Below are 16,841 nucleotides of genomic sequence, written 5' to 3' on the forward strand. Positions count from 1 at the left end.
TGTCATACGGCGCCAAGTGCCGCAGCCAGTTCAGCTTGAGCTGCCTCAAGAGCACCAGGCAAGGCGGCACCATCGCGACCACCGGCCTGCGCCAGATTCGGGCGGCCACCACCGCCGCCGCCGCAGCGCTTGGCGATGGCACCGATGAACTTGCCGGCCTGGAGCTTGGCGCCGATCACCTGCTGGCCGAAGGCCGCCACCAGGATCACCTTGCCCAGATCGGCGGGATCCGGCAGACCACCGATCACCACCGCCGCGCAGTCCCCCAGCTGATCCACCAGGCTCTGGGCCGCTCCCTGCAAACCGGCGCCATCGACCCCGTCGAGGCGTTCCACCAGCAGCTGAAAGTCGCCCACGGCCTCGGCCTTGGCGGCCAAAGCACCGGCCTTGGCCACCGCCAGTTCCGCCTGTGCCGCCGCCAGCGCCTTACCGGTGGCCTTGAGCTCATCCTGAAGAGCCGCAACACGATCAACGATCTCGGCAGGCTGCGCCTTGAAGCGTTCCCCCAGCTGCTTCACCACCGCATCGCGCTCATTTAGATATGCGAGCACAGCGGGGCCAGCGACGGCTTCAATCCGGCGAATGCCGGCAGCGACGCCGCTTTCCGCCACGATCTTGAACAGACCGATTTCTGCGGTGTTGGCCACGTGGGTGCCGCCGCAGAGCTCCATCGACACACCGGGAACATCAACGACGCGCACCACATCGGCGTACTTCTCCCCGAACATCGCCACAGCGCCGGCCGCTTTGGCCTGATCAATCGCCATCTCCTGCACGTCAAGCCCGTGGGCTTCGGCAATCCAAGCGTTGATCAATGCTTCGATCTGCACCAGCTGCTCCGCCGTCACCGCGTTAGGGGAGTGGAAGTCGAAGCGCAGTCGATCGAAATCCACCAAGGAACCGGCCTGGCCGATCCCCGGATCCACCACCTGCTTGAGCGCAGCCTGGAGAAGGTGGGTGGCGGTGTGATTCGCCTGAGCCCGGCGCCGGCAGGCACGATCCACCTGCGCCTTAACGGTCTCACCCAAGGAGAGCTCACCGCGTTCCACACGACCGGCATGCACGAACACATCACGACTACGGCTCACGGAATCAATCCGCACGATCAGGTCCGTGCCGGCCAACAGCCCGCGATCGCCCACCTGGCCACCGCCTTCTCCATAGAAGGGTGTGGTGTCGAGCACCACCTGAACCGCATCGCCAGCCTTCGCGGTGGTAGCCGGTTCGCCGTTCACCACAAGCGCCTGGACGCAGGAGGGGTGGTCGAGAGCCACATACCCCTGGAAGCAGGTCGCCGCCTGATCGGCCACCACCTGATCGATCGCATCCTGAAGCGTGAGATCGATGCTCACCGCAGCGGCCTTGGCCCGCTGACGCTGCTGCTCCATCGCCGCCTCGAAGCCATCGAGATCGACGGCTAAGCCCTGCTCCTCAGCAATTTCCTGGGTGAGCTCCAGAGGGAAGCCATAGGTGTCATAAAGCTCAAAGGCCTGGGCACCGCTGATCTGCGTTGGCTTGGACGCCAGCACCTCCGCCAGCAGCTTCTCACCGCGCTCCAAGGTCTCGAGGAAACGAGCCTCCTCCCGTTGGAGTTCGGCCAGAATCACCTCCTGCCGCTCAATCACGCTGGGGTGGGCCCCCTTCAGCAAGGCAATCGCCGCTTCCCCCATGGTGAGCAAGAAGGGCTTGTCGATGCCCAGGAGGCGACCATGACGCACCACCCGGCGCAACAGCCGCCGCAGGATGTAGCCGCGGCCGAGGTTGCTGGCGGTGACGCCATCACAGATCAGCTGCGTCACAGCACGGCTGTGATCGCCGATCACTTTCAACGACGTCTTGCCCTTATCGTCGAGCTGGTGGTAGTCGACCCCTGCCAGCTCCGCGGCCGCCTGGATCAACGGAAAGATCAGGTCAGTTTCGTAGTTGTTGGGGACCTTCTGCAGGATCTGAGCCATCCGCTCCAGACCCATGCCGGTGTCGATGTTGCGATTGGCCAGCGGCGTGAGCGTGCCCTCAGCGTCGCGGTTGTACTGCATGAACACCAAGTTGTAGAACTCGATGAAGCGGTCGTCGTCCTCCAGATCGATGCCCTCATCACCCAGCTCAGGCGAGAAGTCGTAATAGATCTCCGAGCAGGGACCACAGGGCCCAGTCGGCCCCGAAGCCCAGAAGTTGTCGGCCTCGTCCATGCGGATAATCCGCTTGGGGTTCACCCCCACCACATCGCGCCAGATCTGCTCGGCTTCATCGTCTTCACGGAAGACACTCACCACCAGATTTTTGGGGTCGATGCCATATACAACAGTGCTGAGCTCCCAGGCCCACTCAATCGCCTGCTGCTTGAAGTAATCCCCAAAGGAGAAGTTGCCGAGCATCTCGAAAAAGGTGTGATGCCGGGCGGTGCGCCCCACGTTCTCGATGTCATTGGTGCGAATGCACTTCTGAGAACTGGTAGCCCGGGGAGCCGGCCTCTCCTGCTGGCCGAGAAAGACCGGCTTAAAGGGCAGCATTCCCGCAATGGTGAGCAACACCGTTGGATCGTCGGGAATCAACGAAGCGCTGGCCATCCGCTTGTGGCCGCGCTCGGCGTAGAAATTCAGGAAAGCCTCACGGATCTCCTCACCGCTGCGCGGTGCAGACGCTGCAGAAGACGACGATGCGGCGGCGACCATGACAGGAAGGGGGGATCCTGCCGTCATGATCGCCTTTGAACCGCCGGCGCCCGTGGCCGTTCCTCCCAGTGATCCTGAGATTCGCCAGCGATTGAGACTGCAGTCGATCGGCTGGGCTCTAATTGCCGGCATCAGCGCAGGGCTGATCAGCCTGCCCTGGGGCTTGGAAGCAGCCGTGCGTTCTGGCGGTTGCGGTCTGTTCTACGGACTACTGGCCTTCCACCTGCAGCGGGTGGACCCCGATGACGGGCATCTTCAAGCGGGTCTGGTGGGGGCGGTCTGCGGGCTGCGCAGCCTCGGCATGCCGCTACCCCTTGACAACTGGCAGGTCGATGGCCTGGCATCATTAGTACTGGAGCTTTTTCTGGCCTGGCTGCCGTTGATCGGCAGTGCTCTCCTGCTCCAAGGCATCCTCCGCTTCCTGCCCGCGTCGCGGCCATGAGCCTGCTGCACGCCACCTGGCTTCCCGCCATCCGTACCTCAAGCAGTTCCGGCCAACCGGCACTGCTCGTTTGGGCTGACACCTGGCGGGTGGCCACACCGGAAGGGCCAGGCCTCACCCCGGCGCTGCATCCCTTCACCCTCAGCCACGACGACCTCAAGGCCTGGCTCAGCGAACGCGACCTTCTGCCCGGCGGCAGCATCGATGCCACGGCTTGTCTCACCCTGCCAAGCCGCACGGTGAAGCCGCGCAAAAGCCGAAGCAAAGCAGCGGATCCAGCGCCAGAGCCACCGGGCTGGACCGGACTGCCGATGCAAGCCGGCGAACCGATCCCCAAACAAACGGAATGGTGGCCTTGGCAGGTGCAGGGGCTTGCCGTGGAACCCTCAGCAGCCACAGAGTGGCTGTCCCGCTTGCCGCTGTCGGGGACCAACCCGGACCTGGCCGATGAATTGCGCTGGTGGAGCCATCTGCAGCGCTGGGCCCTGAGTCTGGTGGCCCGTGGCCGCTGGATGCCCCAGATGGAACTGAGCAAAGGGGAGGGCTACCCCCATCGGGCCCGTTGGGTGCCGCTGCTTAACCGAGAAGAAGATCGACGTCGGCTGGAGGATCTGGCAGCCAGCCTTCCCCTAGTGGCCACCTGTGCCTTGCCCTGGCGCGAACCGCTGGGGCGCCGCAGCAACCGCACGACCCGGTTGCGGCCAGAGGCGATGCGGGCCGCCAATCCCGTCGCCAGCTGCAGGCCCCGCAGCGGTCGCCTGCGGGTGGCGACCCTGCTGGAAGATCTGGTGGACGCCCAGCTGCGCAAGGACTTCGAGCCCTCCAGTGATGGCCTTGATCCCCTGCTGACGCTCTGGCAGGAGGCCCTGGGATCAGAGACCGGGGTGATCGAGATCGGTGATGAGGAGGCCGAACGACTGGCCAGCGCAAGCCATCACTGGCGGGAAGGCATCGCCGGCGGATTCGCCGCGGCCCGGACCTGCCTGGAACTGCACACCCCACCGGATGGGGAGGATCTCTGGGAACTGCGCTTCGGACTGCAGGCGGAAGCCGACCCAAGCCTGAAGCTCCCGGCCGCCGCAGCCTGGGCCTCCGGCGCCGAAATGCTCCAACTGGGTGAGATCCAGGTGGACCAGCCCGGCGAAGTGCTACTGGAGGGCCTCGGGCGGGCCCTGACGGTGTTCCCACCGATCGAACGGGGGCTGGAAAGCGCCACGCCAGACACGATGCAACTCACACCGGCCGAAGCCTTCGTGCTGGTGCGCACCGCAGCTCGGCAACTGCGGGACGCCGGTGTGGGCGTGGACCTACCCCCGAGCCTCTCCGGTGGACTAGCCAGCCGACTGGGACTGGCGATTAAGGCTGAACTACCGGAGCGGTCGCGGGGCTTCACCCTCGGTGAGTGTCTGGATTGGGAGTGGGATCTGATGATCGGTGGGGTGACGCTCACCCTGCGAGAACTGGAGCGACTCAGCGGCAAGCGCAGCCCCCTAGTGCGCCACAAGGGGGCCTGGATCGAACTGCGTCCGAACGACCTCAAGAACGCCGAACGCTTCTGTGGCGCCAAAGCAGAACTGAGCCTCGACGACGCGCTGCGGTTGACGGGAACGGAAGGGGAGCTGCTGATGCGGATGCCGGTGCACCGCTTCGATGCAGGCCCACGGCTGCAGTCGGTGCTGGAGCAATATCACCAGCAAAAAGCCCCCGACCCACTGCCGGCCCCAGAGGGATTCTGCGGCCAGTTGCGGCCTTATCAGGAGCGGGGCCTGGGCTGGCTCGCCTTCCTGCATCGGTTTGACCAAGGGGCCTGCTTGGCCGATGACATGGGCTTGGGCAAAACAATCCAGTTGCTGGCGTTTCTGCAGCACCTCAAGGCGGAGCAGGAATTGAAGCGCCCGGTGCTGTTGGTGGCACCCACCTCAGTGCTCACCAACTGGCGAAGGGAAGCGGAAGCCTTCACCCCCGAGTTGGCGGTCACCGAGCACTACGGCCCGCGTCGTCCCTCCACACCGGCCGACCTGAAGAAAGCCTTGAAGGAGGTGGACTTGTTACTCACCAGCTACGGACTGCTGCAACGCGACAGCGAACTGCTGGAAACCCAGGACTGGCAGGGGGTCGTGATTGATGAAGCCCAGGCGATCAAGAACCCCGGCGCCAAGCAGAGCCAAGCAGCCCGGGATCTGGCCCGCCCCGGCCGAAGCAAAAGCAACCGCTTCCGCATCGCCCTGACCGGCACCCCAGTGGAAAACCGCGTCAGCGAACTGTGGGCGTTGATGGACTTCCTCAACCCCAAGGTGCTGGGGGAGGAGGACTTCTTCCGCCAGCGCTACCGGATGCCGATCGAGCGTTACGGCGACATGTCGTCTCTGCGCGACCTCAAGGGGCGGGTCGGACCATTCATCCTGCGCCGGCTCAAGACCGACAAAACGATCATCTCGGACCTTCCCGAAAAGGTGGAGCTGAGCGAATGGGTGGGGCTGAGCAAAGAGCAAAAATCCCTGTACAGCAAAACCGTGGAAGACACGCTTGATGCCATTGCACGTGCTCCGCGCGGGAAGCGCCACGGCCAAGTGCTGGCCCTGCTCACCCGGCTAAAACAGATCTGCAACCATCCCGCCCTTGCCCTGAGCGAAGGGGCTGTAGACGATGGCTTCCTCGGCCGCTCCGCCAAGTTGCAGCGGCTAGAGGAGATCCTTGACGAGGTGATCGAAGCGGGCGACCGGGCTTTGCTGTTCACCCAGTTCGCCGAATGGGGGCATCTGTTGCAGGCCTGGATGCAACAGCGCTGGAAGGCGGAGGTGCCCTTCCTGCACGGCGGCACCCGCAAGAGCGAACGTCAGGCGATGGTGGATCGCTTCCAGGAGGATCCCCGCGGTCCGCAGCTGTTCTTGCTCTCGCTCAAGGCCGGTGGTGTGGGCCTCAACCTCACCCGGGCCAGCCACGTGTTCCACATCGATCGCTGGTGGAACCCGGCCGTGGAAAACCAAGCCACCGACCGGGCCTACCGAATCGGCCAGACCAATCGGGTGATGGTGCATAAATTCATCACCAGCGGCTCGGTGGAAGAAAAAATCGATCGCATGATCCGGGAGAAATCACGCCTAGCGGAGGATGTGATCGGCTCCGGGGAGGATTGGCTCGGCAGCCTCGGTGGCGATCAATTGCGTGATCTCGTTTCCTTGGAGGACACCTGACCATGACCCTCAGCAACAACAGCACCAACGGCAGCACCGCCATCGGAGACGACGGCCTGGGCCAACAGCCCTGGTGGGTGGAGCAATGGATGGAGCTGATCAACGGTTACCGGTTCAAGAAGCGGTTGGAACGGGCCTGGGGCTATGCCCGGGAAGGCCATGTGACGTCGATCCGCTTCGAAGGCCGCCGGGTCCATGCCCGGGTCCAAGGCACCGATGAAGCGCCTTACAAAGTGAAGCTCTGGCTGGATGTGCTGAACGATGAAGATTGGGGCTATGTCATGGAAGCCCTGACCCAAAAAGCCCGCTGGTCGGCCCAACTCCTGGCGGGGATCATGCCCTCAGACATCGAACGGGCCTTCGCCGCCAGCGGCAAACGCCTGTTCCCGTTCAAGCTGCAGGAGGTGCGCAGCGAGTGCAGCTGCCCGGATAAAGCCAACCCCTGCAAACACATCAGCGCGGTGTATTTCCTGATGGGGGACCGCTTCAGTGAAGACCCCTTCGTGTTATTCCAACTGCGGGGCCGCACCCGAGCTCGGCTACTGGAGGACCTGGCGGAACACCGGCGCAAGGCCCTGGCTGAGCGGGCGGAGGCGGCCAAGGAAGCGGGCATTACCAACATCCCTGACGATGCCACCCCCCTGCCGCCCCATCCAGCAGTGCAGGATCCCGCCCTGTGGTGGCGCTACAACCGCAACCTCGATGGCGACCTGGTGGTGATCACCCCGGCGATGGATGGAGACACCGGCCTGGATGCCGCCGGAGAGCTGCCACTGGCGGAAGACCCGCGTTTCGCCGATGCCCGAAGCACCTTCCTCAGCAACCTCAAGGCCCACGGCCAGGCCAGTGCCCAGAAGGCGATGCTGCAGGCCATGGCGGCCGGCAGCTGAAGCGACGTGGAGGGGCCTGGAGCCATGGCCTGCGAAGCCGCCTGGCTCACCTCCGAAAAACAAGGGCTCGCCGGGGTGCTGCTGCAATCCCATCAACGGGCCTTCGGCCGGCCACTGATCGCCGCCGCCCAACCGGGCCGCTCCAGGCGCCTGCTGTGCCAGGAACTGTTCGCCTGCGGTTTTCCGGTGCTGGCCCACGGCACCGGAAACGATCCAAGGCTCAGTTACGCCAATGCGGCTGCGCTGCAGCTCTGGGAGACCAGCTGGCATGAGCTGATCGGCCTGCCCTCACGGCTCACCGCACCGGAAACCGAACGGGCAGAACGCAGCAACGCCCTGGGCCAGGCCAAACGTCTGGACGCAGTTGAGAACTATCAAGGCATTCGGATCAGCCGAAAAGGGCAGCAGTTCATGCTCAACAACGCCCGTATCTGGACGCTCTGGGATGCAGAAGAGCGGGTGTGCGGCCAGGCGGCCTGCTTCAGCGACTGGTGGTGGCTTTAGGGAGATTCGGTTTCAACACCATCCCTGTCGTGCCAGCCGAACCTGGTGGTAGAGACCGAATCAAAACGGGCGGTTCTCACACTTCTAGTTCTCATCCAAGCGGCGCAGATTGTGTTGGCGGGCAATCAACCAAGTCCGCAGATGTTCATTCTTCAGAGCAACCATCATGCTGACCCTCCGCCAATCACCCTTCGATCTGTTCGAGCGTCTCGAGCAGCAACTTGCGACCGCAGAGCGCGTCCCCAACGCCGAAATCCATGAGACTGAATCCAGCTACAACGTGCGGCTGGAACTGCCTGGCGTGGACCGCGACTCCATCGACATCAAGGCCACCGATCGCAATCTGGTGATCAACGCAGAACGCACAGCCGCAACCGGCGATGACAACAATGAACCTCTGCTGAGCGAATTCCGCTGCGGCACCTGGAGCCGCAGCTTCCGCTTCCCCCACAGCCTTGATCGCGACCAGCTCAAAGCCAGCTACCGCGACGGCATTCTTGAAATCAACGCCGGCAAAGCTGTTGAACACACCAGCGTTTCGGTGAAGATCGAGAACTGAACAGCCATCGCACTAAACAGCATTGAGCTGAAGCAGCTCATCCCCACACCGAGGAACGGAAGCTCAACCCCTGCCCATGGCAGGGGTTTTTTGATGGAACCGCATTCGGGTTAGCCCCCAAGGCCGAAGAAAAAGCGGCCGATGAACAACAGGCTGAATCCGCTGAAAAACACCAAACCAAACCAGCAAAACGCCTGGGTGAGCCGCCCATAACGGTGTGCAAGCGGAACCAAAGGACTGTTGATCGTGTCCATCGCCATCCAGGCGAACAGGGGCGCCGTGAGGAAACTGCCGGTCATCGCCCCGAACACGAAATCCTTCACCCCAATACCGCCGGTCTTGGCCACCACCAACGCCAGCACAGCCGCCAGAAAATGCACGATGACCCAGATATCGAAGCGACGCTGCATGGGCCCCGGTGCCGAGTCACCACTGTCGTGATGGCGCAGCAAGCCCTGAATCGCCGCAATGCTTCGGGGGTAGGCATCAAGACAGGTGAGGGTGGTGCTGAACATGGCGAAAAAGGCCGCCGGAATGATCACCCAAGCCGCCCAACCGCCCATGGCGGCCGTATAGAGCTTGATCAGCTTCTGAGCGAAGGAAACACCACTGCCAGCGAGCATTCCATCACCGCTGCCGTACATCGTGAAGGCGCCAAGGATCACGAAGAACATCGCCGTCACCACCGTGACGCCATAGCCGAGGTTGAAATCAAATTCCGCTTCCTTCGGCGTTGCGGTGTGGTCGGTATCCCGGGCACGGGAGAACATCCACAAGGATGGCCACACGCACATCTCCACCGGACCGGGCATCCAGCCCATCAAGGGAATCAAAAAGGCCAGGTTGGCAAGGGTCCAGGGACTGGGATCCGTGCTGACCCAACTCGCTGCCACATCACCGACGGGGCCGCGAATCAACAGTGATGCGGCCGCGATCCCTGTGAGCAAGGTGAGCAGCACCACCAGCAGCTTGGAGAGACGGTCCAAAGCGCGGTAGTGCCCCAACAGCAGCACCAGGCCACTCACCGCCAACACGGCGATCGACAGTCCATAGGGGTCCAATCCCGCCAGCAGGGGGATGTTGGTGAGCAGCAGCCCCGCAACAAAACTCACTGCAGCGATGGTGAAGGTGCCTGTCACCAGGCTCACCACCAAATACAGCGGGAGGTAGAGCGGATTGCGTTGCTGGAAGCCCTCCAGCAACGACAGTCCGGTGGCCGCCGTGAAGCGGGTGCCCACCCGCAGGAACGGGTATTTGATCAGATTGGTAAGCAGGATCAGTCCCACCAGCGCAAAGCCGAAACGGGCCCCCGCCGTGGTGGAAGACATCAAGTGGGATCCACCAATGCAGGCACCTGCCAACAGGATCCCGGGACCAATGCTGCGTCGCAGCGTCGATGACGCCATCACAAGGTTGCGGTTGCTACCAGTCTCCGCCGCCTTCCCCCGCTGAATCTCCGTAAAGTCGACTTCCGTCACGGTCGGTTTCATGGTCGTCGCTCCCGCTGCTCCGAAGCTGTCGCTGCAGTGCGAGGCCATTGCAGCCGACACCAGCACGATTCGTTCCCTGGACTGGGATCGCAGCCGCTTCGACATCGAATTCGGCCTGCGCAACGGCACCACTTACAACGCCTTCCTGGTGCGGGGCGAACGCACCGCCCTGATCGACACCAGCCACGCCAAGTTCCGCGATACCTGGATTCCCCTGCTGAAGGAGCAGATCGATCCAATCGCGATTGATGTGTTGATCGTGAGCCACACGGAGCCGGACCATTCCGGACTGATTGGGGATCTGATCGACCTCAACCCAAACATTGAAATCGTCGGATCGAAGGTGGCGCTGCAGTTCCTGCAGGACCAGGTGCACCGGCCCTTCAAATCCCGTGCCGTGAAATCCGGGGAAGAACTGGATCTCGGCACGAACCCAGCCAGCGGCATTCAGCACCGCTTCGAATTCCTGAGCGCTCCGAACCTGCACTGGCCAGACACGATCTTTTCCTTCGATCACGGCACAGGCATCCTCTACACCTGCGACGCCTTCGGCCTGCATTACTGCTCCGACGATGTCTTCGACGCCGACCCTGGCGCCATCGCTCCCGATTTCCGCTTCTACTACGACTGCTTGATGGGCCCCAATGCCCGAAGCGTTCTGCAGGCCCTCAAGCGCATGGATGGCCTGCCGGAGATCAACACGATCGCCGTGGGGCATGGCCCCCTGCTACGCCATCACCTCAGCCACTGGGTCAGTGACTACCGCGACTGGAGTGGTCAACGCAGCAAGGGAGAAAGTTATGCAGCCGTCTGTTATCTGAGCCAGTACGGCTTCTCCGATCGGATCAGCCAGGCCATTGCCCACGGCATCGGCAAGGCGGATGCCCAGGTGCAATTGGTGGACTTGCGGGCCACCGATCCGCAGGAACTCACCGCACTCATTGGCGATGCCAAGGCTGTTGTGGTGCCGACGTGGCCATCGGAACCGGAACCTGATCTCCAGGCCTCGATCGGCACCCTGCTGGCGGCCCTTCATCCCAAGCAACTGGTGGGGGTCTACGACGCCTTCGGCGGCAACGATGAACCGATCGACGCCGTCGCCGATCAACTGCGCAGCCAGGGGCAGAAACCAGCATTCAGCCCATTAAGGATCAAACAACTTCCCCAGGGCAGCGACTATCAACGTTGTGAAGAGTCCGGCACCGACCTTGGTCAGCTGCTCACCAAGGAGAAGACAATCGCGGCGATGAAAAGCCTCGATGGCGACCTCGACAAGGCTCTTGGTCGCATCAGTGGTGGCCTCTATGTGGTGACCGCAAGCCAGGGGGACGGCGAATCGCAGCGCCGCAGCGCCATGGTGGCCAGCTGGGTGAGCCAAGCCAGCTTCACACCACCGGGGCTCACGATTGCTGTCGCCAAAGATCGTGCGATCGAAGCCCTGATGCAGGTCGGCGACAGGTTCGTGCTGAATGTTCTCCGGCAGGACAACCACCAGGAGCTGATGCGGCATTTCCTCAAACGCTTCCCCCCCGGTGCCGATCGTTTCGCCGGGGTGAATGTGCTGGAAGGAACAGCCGATGGAGGCCCGGTGCTGGCCGATGCACTGGCTTTTCTTGGCTGCCGGGTGGAGCAGCGAATGGAAGGCCCCGATCACTGGATCATCTATGCCGTCGTGGAGCAAGGCAACGTGGCCGATGCCGAGGCCAGCACCGCGGTGCATCACCGCAAGGTGGGCAACCACTACTGAGCTTGCAGCTGATCCAGAGCGTCAAGAAGATTCGTGAGCAAGGCATCAACGTGTTGGCTCCTCCGCCATTCACGACGATGGAGCCACTGATCTGAGCAGTCGCGCCACCAGCCCTCATCAGCCGGCTGACAGAGGGCAACGCCTCGGTGATGAGGGGCCAGAAAGATGGCTGCAGCCAAGAGGTTGGTGCCGAAACCCAACACATTCAAGGGTCCACTCCCTTCACGCGACCATCCGCTCGACAGCCGCACCTCGAGGGGGGCATCTGATGAGAACAGCTCCAACGATCTTCCTTGATGCAGCGGATTCAACAGCTGCTGAACAAACGAATAGTGAGCTTCATTTTTGGGATGGGCTTGCACCCACAACGGTGCATCTGCGCGCACATGTCGCAAGGCGGAACGGATGGCGCGAATGAAGTACGCACTGTTCGCGATTCCTGGCGTCCGGCGCCAACCAAACGATCTGCCAAAGAGCCGCCAGCGAACATGCCATTTGGGCACTCTCAGGTAAGGCAGGCAAAGCATCACGCCCGGTTGATGCTTTCGGCTGATCGCTTCATCGTCAAGCAATGCAGAACGGAAATTCGCGCAAATGTCGAGAATGGCCTGGAGCCGCAACGGCTCAACAGGACGGTCAAAAGGCAGCAGCGGATCCTGACGAACCGAAGGAATGACTTCAGAACAATTCACGACCTCCAGCACCTTGCTGCGTTTGCGCTGTGCTTGATCTGAATACAAGCGCGTCTCGACCCCAATCGATTCCCCCAGCTCCACCACTTCTGAAGCCTGGTATGCAAGCAGCATCCGCTGCCCTTCACGATCATCCAACCGTGGCAGCAGCAGCAGGCTGCACTTCAGGGGCTCAGACCGAATCAGCAGGCTGTCCCCAGCACTGAGCTGGAGCACTCGAGTCTGATCAGGGGGGATCTGGATGAACTGGCACTGATGTCCATCCTGGGAAGCGAGATCCCGCAATAGCGGCTGGAAGGCTTTGGTCGAATGGCTGAACTCGTCGCGATAAGGCGAGACAACGTGCAGCCGGGTTCCTCGTATTCCTCGCCAGCGCAGATAGGCCAGAGCCGAGAGGGTGGTGATCAGCTGAGAAGAGAGAACAACAACGCTCTGTGCCACAGGTCTGCTGCTCTCATTAACAACACGCCTACATTCAACTGGCTTCGAAGATGAGCGTGACCAGCACCGCAACCACGCGTCGCACGATCCAACTGCCGATCGACGATGGGGTCGTTGGTCTCCGCGGTCTGAGCCCTCAACGAAACCGCTTTGAACTGGAGTACGCCCTGGAGCGGGGAAGCACAGCCAACAGCGTGTTGTTTGAGACCGGTGATGGTGCCCCTGCCGTGTTGGTTCACCCTCCAGGTGTGGCCTACAGCGGCGCCTTTCTTCCGGTACTTGCCGACGCCCTACCCAGCAACGATGCGCCGCTGCTGGTGGTCGTGGGTCACGTCAATCCCAATCGCGTTGCCTTGCTGCGGGATTTAGCGGAGGCCTATGCCGGGCTGGAACTGATCGTCTCCAACCCGGGCGCCAAGTTGATCAAGGAACTTTGGAGCCAACGCAAACCGGCCCCGCCCGGAGAAACGAGCGAACAACCACCCTTGCCCGACCTGCCGCCCCTGCGGATCATCCGCCAGGAGCAAACGCTTCCCCTCAGCCATCAGCGCAGCCTGATGCTGCTGCCGGCCCCAACCCCCCGTTGGCCTGGCGGGTTGCTGGCGTTTGAGGAAAGCCTCGGCTTGCTGATGAGCGACAAATTCTTCAGTGCCCACCTCTGCACGGACAGCTGGGCCGAAAGCAACCGCAGCAGCACAGAAGAAGAGCGCCGTCACTTCTATGACTGCCTGATGGCTCCCATGGCCAGTCAAGTGGATGCCCTGGTGGAACGGCTCGAAGAGCTCGATATCCGCACCATCGCTCCGGGCCATGGCCCCGCGATCGAAGCCAGTTGGCGCAGCCTGCTCAGCGACTACCGCCGCTGGGGAGAAGGCCAGCAGAACGCCAGCCTCACGGTGGCCCTGCTGTTCGCCAGCGCCTACGGCAACACCGCTGCCATTGCTGACGCCCTGGCCCGCGGGGTCAGCCGTACCGGCATCCGGGTGAGCAGCTTGAACTGCGAATTCACCCCGGCCGATGAACTGGTGAGCACCATCCAGCAGGCCGATGCCGTGTTGATTGGCTCACCGACCCTGGGGGGACATGCCCCCACGCCAATTGTTTCGGCCTTGGGCACCCTGTTGGCGGAAGGAGATCGCAACAAGCCCGTGGGGGTGTTCGGCAGCTTCGGCTGGAGCGGCGAGGCGGTGGATCTGCTGGAAACCAAGCTGCGGGACGGCGGCTTCAGCTTTGGCTTCGAGCCGATCCGGGTGAAGTTCAGTCCAGATGCCGCACGGGTGAAGGAGCTGGAAGAGACCGGCACCCGTTTCGCCCGTCAACTGCTGCAGAGCCAGAAGCGAGCGCAGCGGCGCAGTGCAGGAGGTTTGAGTGAAAGCCGCAGCGATCCAGCAGTCCTGGCCCTGGGCCGCGTGATCGGCTCCCTCTGCGTGCTCACCACTCGTAAAGCTGATCTAAGCGGCGCCATGGTGGCCAGCTGGGTGAGTCAGGCGAGCTTCAGTCCTCCCGGCATCACCGTGGCCGTCGCCAAAGACCGCGCCGTGGAAGCCCTTCTGCACAAGGGCGATCGCTTCGCCTTGAACGTTTTGGCAGAAGGTCGCGAAACAGCAGCAATGAAGCAATTCCTGCAACCGTTCGAGCCCGGTGCTGATCGCTTTGCAGGCCTTGAGCTCGACACAAGCCCCGCCGAGCAGCCGTTGCTACCGGATGCCCTGGCCTGGCTAGACGGGAAAGTAAGCCAGCGGATGGAATGCGGCGACCACTGGCTGATCTACGCCGAAGTGGATCACGGTGGGGTGCTGGATGCGAAGGGCAGCACTGCGGTGCACCAACGCCGCAGCGGCGCCAACTACTGAGCCGGCAACCCGTACCACCGCCTAACTCATAGCGAGTATGAGTTAGGCGTAATCTGTTGGAACGATCGCTTCTCCTCGATGGACCTCTCCAAGCCATCCACCCACGCCAATCTCGAAGCCGCGTTCGGCGGCGAGAGCATGGCCAACCGCAAGTACCTGTTCTTTGCGGATGTGGCCAAACAACTGGGTCACAAAGACCTGGCCAAGTTGTTTCGTGAAACCGCGGCCCAAGAAACAGAGCATGCCTTTGCGCACTTCCGCCTACTGCATCCCGAATTAGTGGTGGGCAACCCCGACCAGCTCAGCGACAGCGAGAAGCAAGCGATGCTGACCCGCTGCCTGGAACTGGCGATTGAAGGCGAAACCTACGAGTACACAACGATGTATCCGGAGTTCGCCGCCCAGGCCCGTCAGGACCGGGACAGCGGAGCCGAGGCGGAATTTGCCGAGCAAAGCAGCGAATCCAAGGAGCATGCCGGCACCTTCCGGACAGCCGCTAAGAACTTCGGCCTGCTAACCCCGATAGAACAACATCACGCCGAAACCTATGGCGTCGCCCTGGAAGCACTGCAAGGCAAAGGAACGGCAGGCCAAGCCGATCAACCCCTTCCAGGCAAATGGATCTGCAAGGTGTGCTCGATGATTTACGACCCCGCCGAGGGAGATCCGGATTCCGGCATCGCCGCAGGCACACCCTTTGAAGCGATTCCGGAGGACTGGGAGTGTCCGATCTGCGGCGCCCGCAAAGCCAGCTTCGTCCCCTACCGGGAAGCCGAGTTGAAGGCCGCCTGACCCTTACTCCCAGGTCCGTCAGCGCATCGTCCAAGCGCGGCGGGCCTTGTTGTGAGAACAAGCGAGAACTTGCACGATTCAATCAAGTTCAGAATTCTCCATGCCCTCCGATCTCATCGTTCTGACAGCAAGCAATGGCGAAAACCTCAAGCTTGCTGAACGGTTCGTGAAGGCCGCAGCAGCTCAGAACGCCACCGCCAAACTGATCGACCTCACGCAGCTCGACCTGCCTCTGTTCACTCCGAGAGTCAAGGAAGCGGGTGCTGGCCCTGATCTTGTGACCCTGCACGACAAGCTGCAGCAAACTCCGCGCTGGGTGATCTGCGCACCGGAATACAACGGCTCAATACCGCCATCCCTTACCAATGCCATTGCCTGGCTCTCGGTGACAGGAGATGACTTCCGATCCCTCTTCAACGGGCGGCCGATTGCCATGGCCACCTTTTCCGGTGGTGGCGGCATGGAACTGCTCCTTTCCCTGCGCATCCAGCTGACGCACCTTGGAGCCCAGGTCGTCGGGCGACAGCTGCTTAGCAACTACGCCAAGCCACCCCAAGACGACAGCATCGCCGACCTGGTGCAACGGCTGCTGCAGATGACTCCCCTCGAGCTCTGAAGCGAACACCTCACCCCGAATACCCCCTTTCCACGCGATCAACCTGACCGCTCTTGTCAACACTCCATCAATGCGGATGGGCCCGGCTTCCGAGCGCTTTCTCACCCAACTGGACTGGCTTGAGTCGTAGCAGAGCTTTTCGTTCGGCCGCCATCAGGATCCGAACTGGATGGGCTTCGGCCCCTTGCGGGTGATCAACGACGACACCATCGCTGCTGGAAAGGGTTCCGGCATGCACCACCACCTGTGGGGGCACGACTCACAGGCCGTTGCAATCTCGCAAGCTGATCTCCGTTTGACCACTTGAAACGCAGCAATCCTGAAGAGATTCGGTGCAAGCGCGTAACACCAGATATTGCGCCCTGAAATGACGTAGTCACTTTCAAACAATCCCTTGAGCGATGGGATTCATGAACGGTCATGAGACCGCGGTGCGTTACCGCGGGTTCCTTCTGATGCCTCAAACCAATCAAAGCTGGTTGGTGCGACCTGAACGCAGCCCCATGCTGCTTCTGCCGTTCCGCACACCGACCTGCTCGTTGGCCGACGTCAAAGCCCTTTTGGACTGGCGTCTTTCGCAGGAAGCATCAGAAATCGGAGCGGCCTGAATTCAGGCCGCTGCCGGTGGAGGGGTGGGATCGCCCACCGGTTGAAGAGGGATGACGAGAGTGGCCCAGTGATCGGGCCGCTCAGGGCGACTGCGACGGGAGCGGCGGGTGCCGAACGGAACCCGAATCACATTCGTCCCTTCAATCGACAAAGTGTGACCACGATTGAATGCCGACTCGAGACCGTCCGGAAGTTGAGGAAGGGCAGGTCCTTCAACGGTCCTGAGGCCAGATTTCTTGATGTTGTCCCGATCCATGGTGTCCCCCGACAGACGAATCAGTTGTCGAACAGTTTGACCGAACCCGCAAGGGCGATGAACGGAATCAAACCAATTTTTCCA

General features: G+C 62.1%; 14 protein-coding genes and 1 pseudogene. 11 read left to right on the plus strand and 4 right to left on the minus strand.

Annotation, left to right across the window (positions count from 1 at the left end; all coding sequences use genetic code 11):
• Nucleotides 1–2 precede the first annotated feature (2 nt).
• A complete protein-coding gene (alaS, locus tag DXY29_RS08290; RefSeq protein WP_115024570.1) occupies nucleotides 3–2,672 on the minus strand; it encodes an alanine--tRNA ligase in 2,670 nt (889 codons plus the stop codon).
• Between the two features lie 25 nt (nucleotides 2,673–2,697).
• Between alaS and DXY29_RS08295 the strand changes: the two genes are divergently transcribed.
• The 5 genes from DXY29_RS08295 (at nucleotide 2,698) to DXY29_RS08315 (ending at nucleotide 8,261) form a co-directional block, all read left to right on the plus strand.
• A complete protein-coding gene (locus DXY29_RS08295; protein WP_115025006.1) occupies nucleotides 2,698–3,114 on the plus strand; it encodes a hypothetical protein in 417 nt (138 codons plus the stop codon).
• Nucleotides 3,111–6,308, plus strand: a complete 3,198-nt coding sequence (locus tag DXY29_RS08300) for a DEAD/DEAH box helicase (protein WP_115024571.1) — start codon at nucleotides 3,111–3,113, stop codon at nucleotides 6,306–6,308. The genes DXY29_RS08295 and DXY29_RS08300 overlap by 4 nt, the downstream gene beginning before the upstream one ends.
• Before the next feature lie 2 nt (nucleotides 6,309–6,310).
• Nucleotides 6,311–7,198, plus strand: coding sequence for an SWIM zinc finger family protein (locus DXY29_RS08305; RefSeq protein WP_115024572.1), 888 nt, complete (start codon nucleotides 6,311–6,313; stop codon nucleotides 7,196–7,198).
• 24 nt (nucleotides 7,199–7,222) lie between these two features.
• Nucleotides 7,223–7,702, plus strand: coding sequence for an MEKHLA domain-containing protein (locus tag DXY29_RS08310; protein ID WP_115024573.1), 480 nt, complete (start codon nucleotides 7,223–7,225; stop codon nucleotides 7,700–7,702).
• Nucleotides 7,703–7,868: 166 nt separating this feature from the next.
• Nucleotides 7,869–8,261 carry an Hsp20/alpha crystallin family protein gene (locus tag DXY29_RS08315; RefSeq protein ID WP_115024574.1) on the plus strand — a complete coding sequence of 131 codons (393 nt, stop codon included), beginning with the start codon at nucleotides 7,869–7,871 and terminating at the stop codon, nucleotides 8,259–8,261.
• Between the two features lie 110 nt (nucleotides 8,262–8,371).
• Here DXY29_RS08315 and DXY29_RS08320 read toward each other — a convergent pair whose 3' ends face one another.
• Entirely contained in the window at nucleotides 8,372–9,667 is a 1,296-nt protein-coding gene (locus DXY29_RS08320; protein WP_115025007.1) for an NRAMP family divalent metal transporter, read from the minus strand.
• An 82-nt stretch (nucleotides 9,668–9,749) separates the two neighbouring features.
• Between DXY29_RS08320 and DXY29_RS08325 the strand changes: the two genes are divergently transcribed.
• Complete coding sequence (locus tag DXY29_RS08325; protein WP_115024575.1) at nucleotides 9,750–11,498, plus strand: diflavin flavoprotein; 1,749 nt, start codon at nucleotides 9,750–9,752, stop codon at nucleotides 11,496–11,498.
• Here DXY29_RS08325 and DXY29_RS08330 read toward each other — a convergent pair.
• Nucleotides 11,492–12,631: a hypothetical protein gene (locus DXY29_RS08330; protein WP_115024576.1), complete on the minus strand. Its 1,140-nt coding sequence runs from the start codon at nucleotides 12,629–12,631 to the stop codon at nucleotides 11,492–11,494. The genes DXY29_RS08325 and DXY29_RS08330 overlap by 7 nt on opposite strands.
• A 50-nt stretch (nucleotides 12,632–12,681) precedes the next feature.
• On the opposite strand from DXY29_RS08330, the gene DXY29_RS08335 reads away from it, so the two are divergent.
• From DXY29_RS08335 to DXY29_RS08355, 5 genes and pseudogenes are all read left to right on the plus strand, one after another.
• A complete protein-coding gene (locus DXY29_RS08335) occupies nucleotides 12,682–14,484 on the plus strand; it encodes a diflavin flavoprotein (RefSeq protein ID WP_115024577.1) in 1,803 nt (600 codons plus the stop codon).
• A 78-nt stretch (nucleotides 14,485–14,562) separates the two neighbouring features.
• Nucleotides 14,563–15,276, plus strand: coding sequence for a rubrerythrin family protein (locus DXY29_RS13890; protein WP_115024578.1), 714 nt, complete (start codon nucleotides 14,563–14,565; stop codon nucleotides 15,274–15,276).
• Between the two features lie 100 nt (nucleotides 15,277–15,376).
• Nucleotides 15,377–15,892 (plus strand): NADPH-dependent FMN reductase, encoded by a 516-nt coding sequence (locus tag DXY29_RS08345; RefSeq protein WP_115024579.1) that lies wholly within the window; start codon nucleotides 15,377–15,379, stop codon nucleotides 15,890–15,892.
• Between the two features lie 70 nt (nucleotides 15,893–15,962).
• Nucleotides 15,963–16,136, plus strand: a pseudogene (locus DXY29_RS13725) (pirin family protein); the annotation flags it as partial.
• Nucleotides 16,137–16,293: 157 nt separating this feature from the next.
• Complete coding sequence (locus DXY29_RS08355; RefSeq protein WP_115024580.1) at nucleotides 16,294–16,500, plus strand: hypothetical protein; 207 nt, start codon at nucleotides 16,294–16,296, stop codon at nucleotides 16,498–16,500.
• Nucleotides 16,501–16,502: 2 nt separating this feature from the next.
• On the opposite strand, the gene DXY29_RS08360 is transcribed toward DXY29_RS08355, so the two are convergent.
• On the minus strand, nucleotides 16,503–16,757 hold the full coding sequence (locus DXY29_RS08360; protein ID WP_115024581.1) for a hypothetical protein: 255 nt from the start codon (nucleotides 16,755–16,757) through the stop codon (nucleotides 16,503–16,505).
• Nucleotides 16,758–16,841: the final 84 nt, after the last annotated feature.

This window comes from Synechococcus sp. UW69, assembly GCF_900474185.1.
GTDB lineage: Bacteria > Cyanobacteriota > Cyanobacteriia > PCC-6307 > Cyanobiaceae > Parasynechococcus.